We start from the raw sequence: 13,702 nt of genomic DNA on the forward strand, positions 1-13,702 counted from the left end.
TTGCGGCGCAGCGCTCAGGCGGAGAAGCCGCCGTCGGACTTGATCAGCTGACCGGAGACCCATCGTCCGGCCGGTGAGAGCAGGAAGGCCACGGTCCCGGCAACGTCCGCCGGGGTGCCCAGGCGGCCGCCCGGCTGCTGCGCCGTGAGCTCTTCGCGCACCTCCGGGGTCATCCAGCCCGTGTCCACCGGGCCCGGGTTCAGGACATTGGCGCTGATGCCCTGCGGACCGAGCTCCCGTGCGGCGGCAATGACGATCCGGTCCAGCGCACCCTTGGACGCACCGTAGGGAAGGTTGAACGCTGTGTGGTCACTGGTCAGCGCAACGATCGCGCCGCCGTCGTCTGTGGCCTGGCGGGCGAAGGCGGCAATCAGCTGCCAGCTGGCACGCGTGTTCACGGCGAAATGCCGGTCGAAGGACTCAACCGTGGTGTCCAGCACCCCGGAATCGACGGATTCGGCGTGGCTGAGCACCAGCCCCTGGAGAGGACCGGCAAGCTGCACGGCTTCGGCGACCAGCCGGTCCGGACTCCGGGATCCTGCAGGTCGGCCGGGAGGGCGTGGACCCTGGCGCCGATGGCCTCCAGCTCCGCGGTGAGGCGGACCAGGTCGTCAGGCTCGCTCCCCCATGGCATGCGGGCATCATAATCAGCCCAGTAGGACAGCACGAGGTCCCAGCCGTCGGCGGCAAGCTGGCGGGCGATGCCTGCGCCGATGCCGGCCATCCGTCCCACGCCGGTGACGAGGACAACGGGCCGGGACGTGGTTGGTGCGACGGGTTCCATCCAACCAGCCTAGCGGCGCCCCGTGGTGCGCTGATTCAGGCCGTGGCCGGCTCCGCTTCCTGCCGGCTGCGGCTCCGGCGGATGGTTGCGCTGATGACGGCGGCCATGGTGCACATGGCGGCAGCACCGAACCAGGCGTAGGTGTAATGCCCGGTGGCATCACGCAGGGCTCCGGCGGCAATGGCGGCTGCCGCGGCGCCGAGCTGGTGTGCCGCGAAGACCCAGCCGAAGACCACGCTGCCGTCAGCGCCGAACGCCTCGCGGCAGATGGCGGCCGTGGGTGGAACGGTGGCCACCCAGTCCAGTCCGTAGATCACCACGAACACGATCATGCTTGGCTGCACCTCGGCGTTCAGCAGCAGCGGGAGCACCAGCAGGCCGACGCCGCGGAACTGGTAGTAGACGGCCAACAGGACGCGGGGGTTGAAGCGGTCGGTCAGCCAGCCGGAGGCGATAGTGCCGATGATGTCGAAGATCCCGACGACGGCGAGCAGTCCCGCGGCCGTGGTTTCGGGCATGCCGTGGTCGTGCGCGGAGGGGATGAAGTGGGTGCCGATCAGGCCGTTGGTGGTGGCGCCGCAGATGGCGAACCCTGCAGCCAGGGCCCAGAAGGTGCGGACTTTACTGGCCCGGCGGAGGACCTGGAGGGCGCGCACAGCGGCGTTGGTGCGGGGTCCGCTGTCCTGGACCGGTGCGGCCTCTTTAGCCTCGACGTCCACCGGCGCAGCACCGTAGGGCAGCACCCCGACGTCGGCCGGCGAGTTCTTGAGGAACTTCAGCACCAGCGGGACCACGGCCAGGGCGCCGGCAGCGATGAGCAGGGAGGCCTGCCGCCAGCCGGGGTCCTGCGCAAGCATGGCGATGAAGGGCAGGAAGACCAGCTGGCCGGCCGCGCTGCCGGCGGTGAGGATGCCAATGACCAGGCCGCGGCTCTTGGTGAACCAGGTGTTGGCGATAGTGGCGGCGAAGACCAGGGCCATGGAGCCGGTGCCAAGGCCAATGAGCAGGCCCCAGGTCAGCAGGATCTGCCAGGACTGGTTCACCAGCACCGTCAGCGCGCTGCCCATGCCGATCAGGACCAGGGCCGTTGCCGTCACGGCCCGGATGCCGAACCGTTCCATCAGGGCTGCGGCGAACGGGGCGGTCAGGCCGAAGAGAACCAGGTTGATGCTGACTGCCGCCGACAGGACCGTGGTGGACCAGCCGAACTCCTGCTGGAGCGGGACCATGAGGACGCCGGGGGCAGCCCGGAAACCGGCGGCCCCCACCAGCGCCAGGAAGGCGACGGCGGCGACGACCCAGGCGGGGTGGAAGCGGCGCCCCCGTCCGCGCGGGGTCTGCAGCGTCGACGTGTCCGCCGTTTCCCCGGGCAGGGCGCTCACGCGGCCGTTCCTTTCCCGGAGGCGGTGGACAGCCGGATGGGCTCCTCGGAACGGGCGCGGCTGTGCCAGCTGGTGTTCGCCGCGGTCAGCCGCTCCCCGCATTCGGTGCAGGTGTCCGCCGAACTGGTGGCTTTTCCGCAGCCGGAATGGATGACGTGGAGATGCGCCTGATCCGACGGTGCCGGCAAATGCTTCTCCGCCCAGATGGTCACCGCGTTCAGGACCGGCAGTACGTCTTCACCTTTGGGTGTGAGGACGTACTCCTGGCGGGTGCGCCCTCCGTCGTCGTACGCCTTTTTCTCCAGCAGTCCGGACTCAACCAGGCCTGCCAGACGCTTGGTGAGGACCGAGTCCGCCACCTCCAGCCGGCTCTTCATGGCGTCGAAGCGCCCGTTGCCGAAGAAGACCTCCCGCAGGACCAGGATGGACCAGGGGTCACCCAGGATGTCCAGGCCGCGGGCCATGCTGCAGTTGCGTTGGGACCAGTCGGATCGAAGAGGCATACCGGAACACTAGTTGACTTTCTTCAAGAAAGCCAGAGGTCCGCCTCCCGTTACGGGATATTCGAGAAGGCCTGGTCCAGGTCCGCGATCAGGTCTTCCTTGTCCTCGATGCCGCAGGACAGGCGCAGCAGGTTTACCGGGACGGCCAGCTCCGTGCCCTTGACGGACGCGTGCGTCATCTCCGACGGGTAGTTCATGAGCGATTCAATCCCGCCCAGGGACTCCGCCAGCGTGAACACGGACGTTGACTCGGCCACCTTGCGGGCAGCGGCTTCACCGCCCTTGAACTGCACGGACACCATGCCGCCGAACTTCCGCATCTGGGATTTGGCCAGCTCATGGCCGGGGTGGCCTGGCAGGCCCGGGTAGAGGACGGCCTCCACCTCCGGGCGCTCCAGCAGCCACTCGGCCACGGCCTGGCCGTTCTCGCTGTGCCGGTCCATCCGGACGCCGAGCGTCTTGAGTCCGCGGGTGGTCAGGAAGGCGTCCATGGGGCCGGACACGGCCCCCACCGCGAACTGGACGAAGCCGATCTTCTCGGCCAGTTCCTCGTCCTTGACCACGACGGCGCCACCCACCACGTCGGAGTGGCCGCCAATGTACTTCGTGGTGGAATGGACCACCACGTCGGCACCCAGGGCGAGCGGGTTCTGCAGGTAGGGCGACGCGAAGGTGTTGTCGACCACCAGGAGGGCCCCGGCGTCGTGCGCTATGTCGGCGAGCGCCACAATGTCGGTGATCTTCATCAGCGGGTTGGACGGCGTCTCCACCCATACGAACCGGGTCTTGTGCGCAGCCACCGCACGGCGGACCCTGTCCAGGTTGGCCATGTCCACCGGGGTGTTGCCGATCCCCCAGTCGCCCAGGACACGGCTGATGAGCCGGTAGGTGCCGCCGTAGGCGTCGTTGCCCAACACAATGTGGTCCCCGGGGCGGGCCAGCGCGCGGATCAGGGCGTCCTCCGCGGCGAGCCCGGAGCTGAAACTGTAGGCGTGCGTGCCCAGCTCCAGTGCCGCGAGCTGTTCCTGGAGCGCGTCCCGTGTCGGGTTGCCGCCGCGCCCGTACTCATAGCCGCTGCGCAGGCCGCCGATGCCGTCCTGCGCGTAGGTGGAGCTGAAGTGCAGCGGCGGGACCACTGCTCCCGTGCGGGGCTCGAAGGCCTGGCCGGCGTGGACGGCGCGGGTGTTGAAACCCTGGTTTTCAGAGGCAGTCATGATGCTCCTTTTGGGTGACGCAGATCAGTTGCTGAGGTAGGCCAGCAGGTCGTGCCGGGTGAGGATGCCCACCGGCGCGCCCACGAACGTGACCATCAGGGTGTCCGTGTCAGAGAGCAGTTCCCTGGCAGCGGAGATGGTTTCCAGTGAGCCGATCACGGGCAGCTTGGGGCCCATGTGTTCGGAGATCTTGTCCGTCAGCTTCGCTTCGCCGCGGAACAGTTTGGCGGTCAGGGTGCGCTCGTCCACGGCGCCGAGGACCTCGCCCATGACCACCGGCGGTTCCTGTGAGAGGACCGGGATGTGGCTGACGCCGAACTCGTTCATGATGTTGATGACGTCGCGGACCGACTCGTTGGGGTGGATGTGAACCAGGTCGGGCAGCTCGCCGTTCTTGGATTTGATGACCTCCCCCACGGAGGTTTCCTCGCCGCCGGAGAGGAATCCGTAGGAGCGCATCCACTGGTCGTTGAAGATTTTGGCCAAGTAGCCGCGGCCGGAGTCGGGCAGGATGACCACGACGACGGCGCTCTCCGGCAGGTCCCTGGCCGCCTTCAGCGCGGCTGCTACGGCCATGCCGGAGGAACCGCCCACCAGCAGGCCCTCCTCCCGCGCCAGGCGCCGGGTCATGGCAAAGGAGTCAGCATCGGAGACGGCAATGACGTCGTCCGGGATGGTCTTGTCATAGTTGGCCGGCCACATGTCCTCCCCGACGCCCTCCACGAAGTACGGGCGCCCGGTGCCGCCTGAGTAGACCGAACCTTCGGGGTCCGCGCCGATGATCCGGACCACGCCGCCGTCGGACTCCGGCCTGTCAGCCGAAACCTCCTTGAGGTACCGGCCGGTGCCGGTGATGGTGCCGCCCGTGCCGGCGCCGATGACGCAGTGGGTGACCTTGCCGTCGGTGTCCCGCCAGATCTCCGGCCCAGTGGTCTTGTAGTGGCTGCCGGGCGCCGCAGGGTTGGAGAACTGGTCCGGCTTGAAGGCGCCCGGGGTCTCGCGGGTAATCCGGTCCGAGACGCCGTAGTAGCTCTGGGGGCTGTCCGGCGGAACGGAGGTGGGCGTGACCACCACTTCCGCACCGTAGGCCTGGAGCACGGCACGCTTGTCCTCGCCCACCTTGTCCGGGACCACGAAGACGCACTTGTAGCCCTTCTGCTGCGCCACCAGGGCAAGGCCCACCCCGGTGTTCCCTGAGGTCGGCTCCACGATGGTGCCGCCGGGCTTCAGTTTGCCCTCGCGTTCGGCGTCCTCGATCATCTGCGCCGCGATCCGGTCCTTGATGGACCCCCCGGGGTTCAGGTACTCCAGTTTGACCAGGACGGTGGCCTTGATGCCCTCAGTCACGTGGTTGAGTTTGATGAGCGGGGTATTGCCGATGAGGTCCAGGATGGACTGGGCGTACTTCATAGGTACAAAGCTACCGCTTCCTGCGAGCCGATCCCTGCCGCGGGTGCGAGGATAGGCCGGTGAAGCAGTTCGCATGGCTGAGAGCCACCCGCAGCTACCTGCTGCCCGGCGCAACCCTGGCAGCAGGCGTGGCCACCCTGGCATCCGGTGTGCTGCCCGTTCCCGCGTTCGGGGACCTGGCGTCCCGGACCATTCCCATCCTGGCCTTCGTGCTGGCCATGTCCCTGGTCACCGAGCTCGTGGACGAAGCAGGGCTGTTCCGGGTGGTGACGGACCGCTTGGCCGCACTGGGCCGGGGCCGCGTATTCCTCCTGTGGCTCCTGGTGGTGGCAGTGGCAACGGTGTCCACGGTGTTCCTGTCCCTGGATACGACGGCGGTGCTGGTGACACCGGTGGTGGTCCTGTTGGCCGTCCATGCCCGGATCCCGCCGTTGCCTTTCGCGCTGACCAGCATCTGGCTGGCCAATACCGCGTCCCTGCTGCTGCCGGTGTCCAACCTGACCAACCTCCTGGCGCAGGACCGGCTGGGCCTGAGCCCCTTGCGCTTCGCCGGGCTGGTTTGGGCTCCGGCCCTGGTTGGCCTGCTGGTCCCCCTTGGCCTGCTGTGGCTGGCGTTCCGGCGGGACCTGCGCGGAACGTACGGACCGCAACCGGCCCATCCCGTCCGCGACCGGACCCTGCTTAAAGCCGCAGGGATCACGCTGGTGGTCCTGTTGCCTGCACTGGTGTCCGGACTTCCGGTCCAGTACCCGGCGCTCGCCGCCGCCGCCGTCCTGGTGGCGGTCTTCCTCCGGCGCCGGCCCTCCGCCCTGCGGTGGTCCATGGTCCCGTGGCGGCCGCTGATGCTGACGGTGGGGCTGTTCATGCTGCTGGAAGCCCTGCACGCGCACGGCCTCACGTCCCTGCTCGCGGGTGTGGCCGGAACCGGGGAGAGCCTGCCCGCACTCCTGCAGCTGGCCGGGCTGGGCGCCGGTGCGGCCAACGCTGCCAACAACCTCCCCGCCTACCTGGCGCTGGAACCGGTGGCGGGTTCACCCGCCCGGCTCGCAGCGCTCCTGATCGGCGTGAACCTTGGCCCGTTGGTGACTCCCTGGGCCTCGCTGGCCACGTTGCTCTGGCACGAGCGGCTGCGGGTGCTGAACGTTCCCATCCGGTGGGGCGGGTTCGCAGCGGCGGGACTGCTGGCGGTGGCGCTGACCGTGCCGCTTGCCGTGCTGGCACTGTGGGCCGTGTCCGGAATGCCCTGAGCCGGCACCACGTCAGCTGCCCGGGTCAGCTGTCGCGGGTCAGCTGCCTGGAGCCTGGCCGCCCTCCGCGGCGGGGAGGTTCTCCCAGAGGCCCATCACATTGCCCTCAGGATCCTTGAAGTAGGCCGTGTAGCCCATCCCGGGAATCTCATTTTTGGGCATGACCACGGAGCCGCCCAGCTCCTCCACGCTCTTGAGCGTGGCGTTGATATCCGGAACGTCCACGGTGATGACCGGACCGGTGATCTGCCCCTCCCTGGCCATCATTCCCCCGTTGATGGCGCCCGCAGCCGCCGGCTGGCCGTCGTCGTCCATGTCCGTGGTGATGACCATGCTGTAGTCCATCCCCGGCACCGGTTCGATCCGCCAGCCCAACGCCTCCTGGTAGAACTTCCTGGCCCGCTTCTGGTCGTCCGCGGGGATCTCGAAATGCACTACTCCGCCCATGGTTGCCCTCCGTGTTCCTGTGCTTATCTGTTGGTTGGGTGCCTTGCGCCGGTGTCCGGGCGCCACACGCGGTGATCCTAATCCGGGGCCGCAATGCGCAGAAGGGCCGATGGTCCCGCCGCTGTCAGTGGTCCGTGGGACGATTGAAGGCATGACGATCGCAGAGGCACCTCCCCGGCTGGCGGCCGCGGCGGACGTGTCGCTGCGCTGGTATCCGGAGGCCCCCTACAGCCTTTCCCGGACCCTTGGCCCGCTCCTGCGCGGCAACAGCGATCCTTCCTTCTGCGTGCACGGGGACGTTGTCTGGAATGCTTTTACGACGCCGGACGGTCCGGCCACCATGCGGCTCGCCCCCGCGGGTGGCGGCGATGTGGGCGCGCCGTTGGTGGATATCCAGGCGTGGGGGCCCGGCGCCGCAGCCGCCGTGCAGGCGGCGCCCCGCCTGTTGGGGGCCGACGACGACTGGCAGGGTTTCGATGAACCGGCTTTCCATGCCACGCTGCCGCGCATGGTGCGGGAGGCGCGGCGCCGCAGCCTGGCGGTCCGGCTGCCTTCAAGCGGCCGCATGGTGGACCAGCTGGTGCCGATCATCCTGGAGCAGAAGGTCACGGTGATCGAGGCGCGGCGCGCCTACCGCTACCTGGTGCAGCGTTACGGGACTCCGGCGCCCCCGGCCGGGACGTCCACCCCGCGCGGTTTGCTCGTGGCACCGACGGCAACCCAGTGGCTGCAGGTTCCCAGCTGGGAGTGGCACAAGGCCGGGGTGGGACCCCAGCGCTCCGCCACCGTTATGCGCGCCCTGCGCTCCGCCGCCGCGCTTGAACGCCTCGCGGCGCTGCCGGCGCTGGAGGCGGCGGAGAAGATGCAGGTCATCCCGGGGATTGGGGTGTGGACCGCGGCCGAGGTGGTGCAGCGCACCCATGGCTGCCCGGACTCGATCTCGGTGGGCGACTACCACCTCGCGGCCTACGTGGGGGCCGCATTGACCGGACGGCGGACCGATGACGCCGGGATGCTCCGCCTTTTGGAGCCCTGGCGGGGGCACCGCCAGCGCGTGGTCCGGATGATCCAGGCCACCGGCTTCCGCAAGCCCACCTTTGGCCCGCGGATGACCATCCAGGACCACCGGGGGCACTGACCTGCACGGCACTTCCGGCCGCCTGGAAACGCTTGATCTCCGTGCCAGAGGGTACGGAGCCGGTATAGGGCGCTCCGCGGGGTGCCACACCCGTCCGGTTGGACGGCACCAGGCTGGCAGGCAACGTCGACCGAAAGGATCCCATGAGCTCCGAAACAGGCAGCACCAACCCAAACTCCGAGGCTGTGCCCGGAACGTCCCAGGATCCCGCCGTCCTGGATCCGGACGCCCAGGATCCGGACGCAGAGGAGAAGCTTAGGCTGCAGCTGGCCATCTTCGACGTGTCGCGCGACGCCGGAGGCAGGGGCTTGGAGGAGATCCGGGACATGCTGCTGTCAGCCTTTGCCGCCCGGGGCGTTGCGGCACCGCCTGCAACTTGGGTGGAATCCGTGGCGTCCTCGGCGTTTTACGGTGAGCCCTACATCATCGACTACCCCACGGCCATCGCAGCCGACGATCTGGAACCGGCCCCGAACCCGGAGGTCCGCGAGCGGCTCGCCGCCCGGCGCGAGCTGCGCGAAGTGCAGCTCCCACCCGGAATCTTTCCCTCCCAAGAGGAGTGGAATATCCCTGCCAACGAGGTCACCACCGCGGACCAGGGACGCGGCGGGCGAGCTGCCTTCCGAGCCCTGACGGCACCTGGAGGCCCCTCCCGGCAGCTCCTGGCGGCGGTAGGGCTGGCAGGAGTCGTCCTGGCTGCCCTTGCGATTATCCAGTTATCACGCCGCACCTCCCGGGTCTCCCTGGAGGGCTAGGGGCAGTTCTCCCCATCCCGCCTTGGCCCGCCGCCGCATAAGCTGTTGGAGGCTGGGACTGATTTGGGGGAACAATGGCAGGCATTTATGGGGCGGACGTCGCCCAACTCCGCGCCCTGGGAAAGGCCCTGGCCTCTTCCTCAGCCCGCTTGGCATCCACCAGAACGGCGCTGTCGAGAGACGTGCGCGACCCGGGCCGGTGGAAAGGGGCCGACGCCGAAAGGTTCCGGAACGAGTGGGACGGCACCCACAGCCTCCTGCTGGGCAAAGTCGGCGAGGCGCTTGCGGAGGCCGGGAAAGCGGCCGGACGGCCCGCGGATGAGCAGGAACTCGCCAGCGGCGCCGGTGGCACGGCAAGCCGGACCAGCGCTGCTGGACGCCCCGCCGGCAAGGGCGGCGGGGATTCGACAGCCGAGTATCTGACCGGCGGGGAGCATTCTGTTGCGCGCCACCCCGACCGCGGCGAAGCGAACCTGACCGCGCCGGAACTGGACAGGCTCCGGGGCCTGGTCAGGGACGCGAAGTCCGCTTCGACCTGGTACAGCAGCCCGATGGACAATCCTGAGGCCGGTCGGCTCATGGCGCGAACTTCGGAGGCGTGGGGCTGGCTCCTTGTCCTGGCAGCCCTGTCCTCGGCCCTGACCCTCGCTGGCTGTGCCCAGCCCGAAACAACGGTTGATTCGAAGCCGCAGGCAGTAGCCACGAAAGGCCAAGGGCGCGCTTCCAGCCCAAGCTGCACCAGCACTGGAACCTACAAGGTGGTCCCATCAGCAAACGGCTCATTCCCGCTGCTTCCAGCAACCTCCGCAGCGGAGCCACCCCTGGTCCGGCTTTCCAGCACGCACCTCAAGAGTGACCCGGTGACCGCGGACTTGTCGGTTGCCCTCTTTTCCGGCGGCAGCCCCGCGTCAAAAGAGTTCCGCGGGCTCGCTATCGGCCAGCAGGCATCCTTTGACGGCTACACGGTCCGGGTCACATCCATCTGCGAGGGCGAAGTGCTGTTCGACCTCGTGCAGCAGCCCGGATAGTCAGAGGCCCAGCCGGGCCACGGCCTCCTCGCGCATCTGGACCTTGCGGATCTTCCCCGAGACCGTCATGGGGAAGCTCTCCCGAACTTCCACGTAGCGGGGAATCTTGTAGTGGGCCAGCCGCCCGCGGCAGAACTCTGCCAGGGAGTCGGCATCGAGCGGCCCGGCACCCGGCTTGAGGATGATGCAGGCCATGAGTTCCTCGCCGTACCGCTGGTCCGGGACCCCGATGACCTGGACATCCTGGATGGCGGGATGCGTGTAGAGGAATTCCTCGATTTCGCGGGGGTAGATGTTTTCGCCGCCACGGATCACCATGTCCTTGATGCGGCCTTCCACCACCACGTAGCCGTCCTCGTCCATGAGGGCCAGGTCGCCGGTGTGCATCCACCCGTCCGCGTCGATCGCCTCGGCCGTCTTGTCCGGCTGGTTCCAGTACCCGGCCATCACGGCATAGCCGCGGGTGCAGAGTTCGCCGATCTGTCCGCGTTCCAGTTCCTCCCCGGTGGCCGGGTCCACAATCCGGCTTTCCAGCTGGGGCATGGTCCGGCCCACGGTCTCGGTGCGCTGCTGCAGAGTGTCGCCCTTGCGGGTCATGGTGGACACCGGCGAGGTTTCAGTCATGCCGTAGCAGATGGCCACATCCACCATGTTCATTTCCGAAATGACCCGGTTCATCACCTCGATGGGGCACAGCGAACCTGCCATGACACCGGTGCGGAGCGTGGACAGATCGTAGGAACCGAAGTCGGGCAGCGCCAGCTCGGCGATGAACATGGTGGGCACCCCGTACAGGGACGTCCCCTCAAAGTCCTGGACGGCCTCAAGTGCGGCGGCGGGCGAGAAGCCCCGGCCCGGGATGATGGTGGCGGCGCCGTGGCTGAGGGCGTTGAGGTTGCCGATCACCATGCCGAAGCAGTGGTAGAAGGGCACCGGGATGACCACGCGGTCGTGCTCCGTGTAGCCCAGCAGCTCGCCGATCGCAAAACCGTTGTTCAGGATGTTGTGGTGCGTCAGCGTGGCGCCCTTGGGGAACCCCGTGGTGCCGGAGGTGTACTGGAGGTTGATGGGATCGTGCGGGCTGAGTTCAGCCATGCGGGCCACCAGGTGCGAGTGCGCGACGGCGTCGGCGCGCTTGAGCAGCTCGGCGTACGTAAGTTCGGCGTCGCTTTGGGGGCTGCCGGCTTTCAGCGCGTCCAGGCCATGGTCCGGCAGGAAGACGAGTTCCCGCAGGTCCGGGCAGGTAAGGAGGGCCTGGCGGCCCATGGCCACGTAGTCGCTGTTGGCGTCCGAAGGCGCCGTGACCAGCGTGCGCATACCGTTCTGCTTGACCACGAACTCCAGTTCGTGGCTGCGGTACGCGGGGTTGACGTTGACCAGGATGGCACCCATCTTGGCGGTGGCATACTGCAGCAGCGTCCACTCGGCGCAATTGGGGCTCCAGATGCCCACCCTCTCCCCCTTGGCGACGCCCAGGGCGAGGAGCGCGCGGGCCAGCCGGTCGACGTCGTCGTTCATCTTGGTGTAGCTCCAGCGGCGGGCGTCAGCGCCCGCCACGGATGCGGCCTCGATGAGGGCGTCGTGGAGTGGAAACTGCGCGGCGACGCGCTCGAAGTTCGCGCCGATGGTTTCCTCCAGGAGCGGGACGTCAGTGTCCCCGGCTGTATAAGCACGCATGATGGCACGCTACCAACAGGATCCCGGCAGGAGAAGAACGACAGGCTGGGAAACAGGGGCAACAGAACCGGACGGCCCGGTGGCGCCCGGTATTGTGAAATCCATGAGTGCACCCATTGACCTGATAGCAACGTTCATCCCCAACGACGGCGAGTTCCACCGCGTGAAGCTGGCCCTGGAAATCGCCATCGACGAGGTGGTGAAGGAGCCAGGCTGCATCCAGTACGAACTGACCGAAGCCACCGAGGAGAAGCTGGTCCTGACCGAGCAGTGGGCGTCCGAGGAGGACCTGGACAGGCACTCCAAGGGCATCGCCGTGCAGGACCTGAACGAATCGCTGAGCGCGCTGCTGGCCGAACCGGTCAAGGTCGAACGCGTCTAGCGCACCGTTAACCGCAGAATGCGGGACCTCCCACCGGAGGTCCCGCATTCTGTATTTAACGAGTCTTAGAAGTCGGGGATCTGCGTGCCGTCCTGGGGACCGGTCTGGCCGGCAGGCTTGCCGGCCGCGGCTGCTGCTTCTTCCCGCTGCTTGGCCACATGGGCGTGGACCTCATCCATGTCCAGCGCTTTCACGGCGTCCACTACCTGTTCCAGCTGCTGGGCGTTCAAAGCGCCGGGCTGTGAGAACACCAGCACCTTTTCGCGGAAGGCCATCAGCGTGGGGATGGAAGAGATGCCTGCCTCCGCTGCGAGCTGCTGCTCAGCTTCGGTGTCCACCTTGGTGAAGAGGACGTCGGGGTGCTTCTCGGAGACGGCGGAGTACGTGGGGCCGAACTGCTTGCACGGGCCGCACCATTCCGCCCAGAAATCGACCAGGACAATGTCGTTGCCTTCGATCGTCGATGCGAACTGTTCACCTGTGATGTCAAGGGTAGCCATGTGTCCACGGTACGCGTCAGCCCCGGGCCTGTCGCGGTTGTTCGCTCCCCGCGTCATCGGGAATACGGGGAAGGACGACGGCGGCCGCCGGGTTCAGGCGGTGGCATCCCAGAGGTGCGGGGCGGGCGTGCGGCTGCCTGGGAGGGCGCTGGAAGCACGCCATTCGTGGATCCAATCGGGGAGCACCAGGTCCGCCGGCGGGGCGCCGAACTCCGCAAGGATGTCCTCCTGGCTGACCGGGCCCGTCCCGGTGACCAGCCGGGTGGCGATGTAGGCACGCGCGTAAACTTCGCCGTCGGACACCATGCGCTGCTCGAAGAAGATCGCCTTGGTGTCCAGCCCGATGATGCGGGTCTCGATGGCGTACTCCTGCCACAGCTGCAGCGATTTGCGGAAGGAGATGGTCTCCGCGGACACCACCGGGCTCCAGCCGCGGCGGCGCATCCGCTTCCAGACGCCGCTGCGCACCATCAAATCGAACCGACCCAGGTCCATCAGGGACAGGTACATGCCGTTGTTGACGTGCATGGCGATGTCGATGTCCGTGGGCAGGACGCGCAGGGGCAGGGACGACGGGTCCCACACCGCCAACGGCGGACGGCGGCGGGAGCGGAAGAGCATGAGGAGTGTTCTCAGGAGCAGGTGCATGCCTCAATGTTACCCGCCAGTAACATCTTGCGGGGGGCCGCTCCACATCCGGCACCGTGGGATTTCCTGCATCGCCTGGTGACGTTGCTGTCCGTGCTGCACCGGGCCGTGGGCGAAACGCTGCGCGGCCGGGTGGTCACCTACGTGGCGGCGTCCGCGGCGTTGCTGGTTTTCGTGGGGGCCTTGGCCGTGCTGGACGTGGAACAGTGGGCGCCCGATGCCAAGATCACCACGTTCGGTGACGCACTGTGGTGGGCCACCGCCACCATCACCACGGTGGGCTACGGGGACATGTACCCCGTCACGCCCATCGGCCGCCTGGTGGCCACAGCGCTCATGATGAGCGGGATCGCGGTACTCGGTGTGGTGACGGCGTCCATCGCCTCGTGGCTCGTCCAAAGGGTGGAAGACACAGCCGAAACGGTGGCCGAGGCCGTGGAGGAACCGGTGCGGGCCGAGGTGGCCGAGCTGGTCAGCGAGATCGCCCTGCTGCGGCGGGAGATCGCGGAACTGCGGGAACACCGGCCCCTGTAACGGCAAGTATTCAAGGTTCCGGCGTCGAGTAGCGGCCCCCTTCCGGGCGAGTA

Annotated in this window: 13 protein-coding genes and 2 pseudogenes; 6 read left to right on the forward strand and 9 right to left on the reverse strand. The window is 67.8% G+C overall.

Annotated elements, in window-relative coordinates:
- Nucleotides 1-14: 14 nt before the first annotated feature.
- From VIK36_RS16130 to VIK36_RS16150, 5 genes and pseudogenes are all read right to left on the reverse strand, one after another.
- Nucleotides 15-784, reverse strand: a pseudogene (locus VIK36_RS16130) (SDR family oxidoreductase).
- Between the two features lie 35 nt (nucleotides 785-819).
- Entirely contained in the window at nucleotides 820-2,166 is a 1,347-nt protein-coding gene (locus VIK36_RS16135) for an MFS transporter (protein WP_420716217.1), read from the reverse strand.
- Nucleotides 2,163-2,669 carry a winged helix-turn-helix transcriptional regulator gene (locus VIK36_RS16140; protein ID WP_255172910.1) on the reverse strand — a complete coding sequence of 169 codons (507 nt, stop codon included), beginning with the start codon at nucleotides 2,667-2,669 and terminating at the stop codon, nucleotides 2,163-2,165. Before VIK36_RS16140 ends, VIK36_RS16135 begins: the two co-directional genes overlap by 4 nt.
- A gap of 50 nt (nucleotides 2,670-2,719) precedes the next feature.
- Entirely contained in the window at nucleotides 2,720-3,883 is a 1,164-nt protein-coding gene (locus VIK36_RS16145; protein ID WP_324642701.1) for a cystathionine gamma-synthase, read from the reverse strand.
- A gap of 24 nt (nucleotides 3,884-3,907) precedes the next feature.
- Nucleotides 3,908-5,293 (reverse strand): cystathionine beta-synthase, encoded by a 1,386-nt coding sequence (locus VIK36_RS16150; RefSeq protein ID WP_324642702.1) that lies wholly within the window; start codon nucleotides 5,291-5,293, stop codon nucleotides 3,908-3,910.
- A gap of 59 nt (nucleotides 5,294-5,352) precedes the next feature.
- On the opposite strand from VIK36_RS16150, the gene VIK36_RS16155 reads away from it, so the two are divergent.
- The gene (locus VIK36_RS16155; protein ID WP_324642703.1) at nucleotides 5,353-6,540 is read left to right on the forward strand and encodes an SLC13 family permease; all 1,188 of its coding nucleotides are present in this window, start codon (nucleotides 5,353-5,355) and stop codon (nucleotides 6,538-6,540) included.
- Nucleotides 6,541-6,579: 39 nt separating this feature from the next.
- Here VIK36_RS16155 and VIK36_RS16160 read toward each other — a convergent pair whose 3' ends face one another.
- A complete protein-coding gene (locus VIK36_RS16160; protein ID WP_324642704.1) occupies nucleotides 6,580-6,987 on the reverse strand; it encodes a VOC family protein in 408 nt (135 codons plus the stop codon).
- A 151-nt stretch (nucleotides 6,988-7,138) separates the two neighbouring features.
- Between VIK36_RS16160 and VIK36_RS16165 the strand changes: the two genes are divergently transcribed.
- The 3 genes from VIK36_RS16165 (at nucleotide 7,139) to VIK36_RS16175 (ending at nucleotide 9,908) form a co-directional block, all read left to right on the forward strand.
- Nucleotides 7,139-8,125: a 3-methyladenine DNA glycosylase gene (locus VIK36_RS16165; RefSeq protein ID WP_324642705.1), complete on the forward strand. Its 987-nt coding sequence runs from the start codon at nucleotides 7,139-7,141 to the stop codon at nucleotides 8,123-8,125.
- 143 nt (nucleotides 8,126-8,268) lie between these two features.
- Complete coding sequence (locus tag VIK36_RS16170; protein WP_324642706.1) at nucleotides 8,269-8,880, forward strand: hypothetical protein; 612 nt, start codon at nucleotides 8,269-8,271, stop codon at nucleotides 8,878-8,880.
- Between the two features lie 74 nt (nucleotides 8,881-8,954).
- Nucleotides 8,955-9,908, forward strand: a complete 954-nt coding sequence (locus VIK36_RS16175; protein ID WP_324642707.1) for a hypothetical protein — start codon at nucleotides 8,955-8,957, stop codon at nucleotides 9,906-9,908.
- Here the strand turns inward: VIK36_RS16175 and VIK36_RS16180 are convergent, their stop codons facing one another.
- Nucleotides 9,909-11,585 carry an AMP-binding protein gene (locus VIK36_RS16180; RefSeq protein WP_324642708.1) on the reverse strand — a complete coding sequence of 559 codons (1,677 nt, stop codon included), beginning with the start codon at nucleotides 11,583-11,585 and terminating at the stop codon, nucleotides 9,909-9,911. It abuts the gene before it with no gap.
- Between the two features lie 103 nt (nucleotides 11,586-11,688).
- Between VIK36_RS16180 and VIK36_RS16185 the strand changes: the two genes are divergently transcribed.
- The gene (locus tag VIK36_RS16185; RefSeq protein ID WP_159631253.1) at nucleotides 11,689-11,967 is read left to right on the forward strand and encodes a putative quinol monooxygenase; all 279 of its coding nucleotides are present in this window, start codon (nucleotides 11,689-11,691) and stop codon (nucleotides 11,965-11,967) included.
- A 65-nt stretch (nucleotides 11,968-12,032) separates the two neighbouring features.
- Here VIK36_RS16185 and VIK36_RS16190 read toward each other — a convergent pair whose 3' ends face one another.
- Complete coding sequence (locus VIK36_RS16190; protein ID WP_324642709.1) at nucleotides 12,033-12,467, reverse strand: thioredoxin family protein; 435 nt, start codon at nucleotides 12,465-12,467, stop codon at nucleotides 12,033-12,035.
- A gap of 93 nt (nucleotides 12,468-12,560) precedes the next feature.
- Complete coding sequence (locus tag VIK36_RS16195) at nucleotides 12,561-13,115, reverse strand: acyl-CoA thioesterase (RefSeq protein ID WP_324642710.1); 555 nt, start codon at nucleotides 13,113-13,115, stop codon at nucleotides 12,561-12,563.
- Between the two features lie 66 nt (nucleotides 13,116-13,181).
- On the opposite strand from VIK36_RS16195, the pseudogene VIK36_RS16200 reads away from it, so the two are divergent.
- A pseudogene (locus tag VIK36_RS16200) lies at nucleotides 13,182-13,649 on the forward strand (potassium channel family protein); the annotation flags it as partial.
- Nucleotides 13,650-13,702 lie beyond the last annotated feature (53 nt).

This window comes from Pseudarthrobacter sp. LT1, from assembly GCF_035621795.1.
In the GTDB taxonomy this organism is placed as follows: Bacteria; Actinomycetota; Actinomycetes; order Actinomycetales; family Micrococcaceae; genus Arthrobacter.

Excerpts from the sequence above, each read along its gene's own strand:
- VIK36_RS16140 (WP_255172910.1), bottom strand. The coding sequence starts at position 2,669 with ATGCCTCTTCGATCCGACTGGTCCCAACGCAACTGCAGCATGGCCCGC.
- VIK36_RS16150 (WP_324642702.1), bottom strand. The coding sequence starts at position 5,293 with ATGAAGTACGCCCAGTCCATCCTGGACCTCATCGGCAATACCCCGCTC.
- VIK36_RS16180 (WP_324642708.1), bottom strand. The coding sequence starts at position 11,585 with ATGCGTGCTTATACAGCCGGGGACACTGACGTCCCGCTCCTGGAGGAA.
- VIK36_RS16195 (WP_324642710.1), bottom strand. The coding sequence starts at position 13,115 with ATGCACCTGCTCCTGAGAACACTCCTCATGCTCTTCCGCTCCCGCCGC.
- VIK36_RS16175 (WP_324642707.1), top strand. The coding sequence starts at position 8,955 with ATGGCAGGCATTTATGGGGCGGACGTCGCCCAACTCCGCGCCCTGGGA.
- VIK36_RS16165 (WP_324642705.1), top strand. The coding sequence starts at position 7,139 with ATGACGATCGCAGAGGCACCTCCCCGGCTGGCGGCCGCGGCGGACGTG.
- VIK36_RS16185 (WP_159631253.1), top strand. The coding sequence starts at position 11,689 with ATGAGTGCACCCATTGACCTGATAGCAACGTTCATCCCCAACGACGGC.
- VIK36_RS16145 (WP_324642701.1), bottom strand. The coding sequence starts at position 3,883 with ATGACTGCCTCTGAAAACCAGGGTTTCAACACCCGCGCCGTCCACGCC.
- VIK36_RS16190 (WP_324642709.1), bottom strand. The coding sequence starts at position 12,467 with ATGGCTACCCTTGACATCACAGGTGAACAGTTCGCATCGACGATCGAA.
- VIK36_RS16170 (WP_324642706.1), top strand. The coding sequence starts at position 8,269 with ATGAGCTCCGAAACAGGCAGCACCAACCCAAACTCCGAGGCTGTGCCC.
- VIK36_RS16160 (WP_324642704.1), bottom strand. The coding sequence starts at position 6,987 with ATGGGCGGAGTAGTGCATTTCGAGATCCCCGCGGACGACCAGAAGCGG.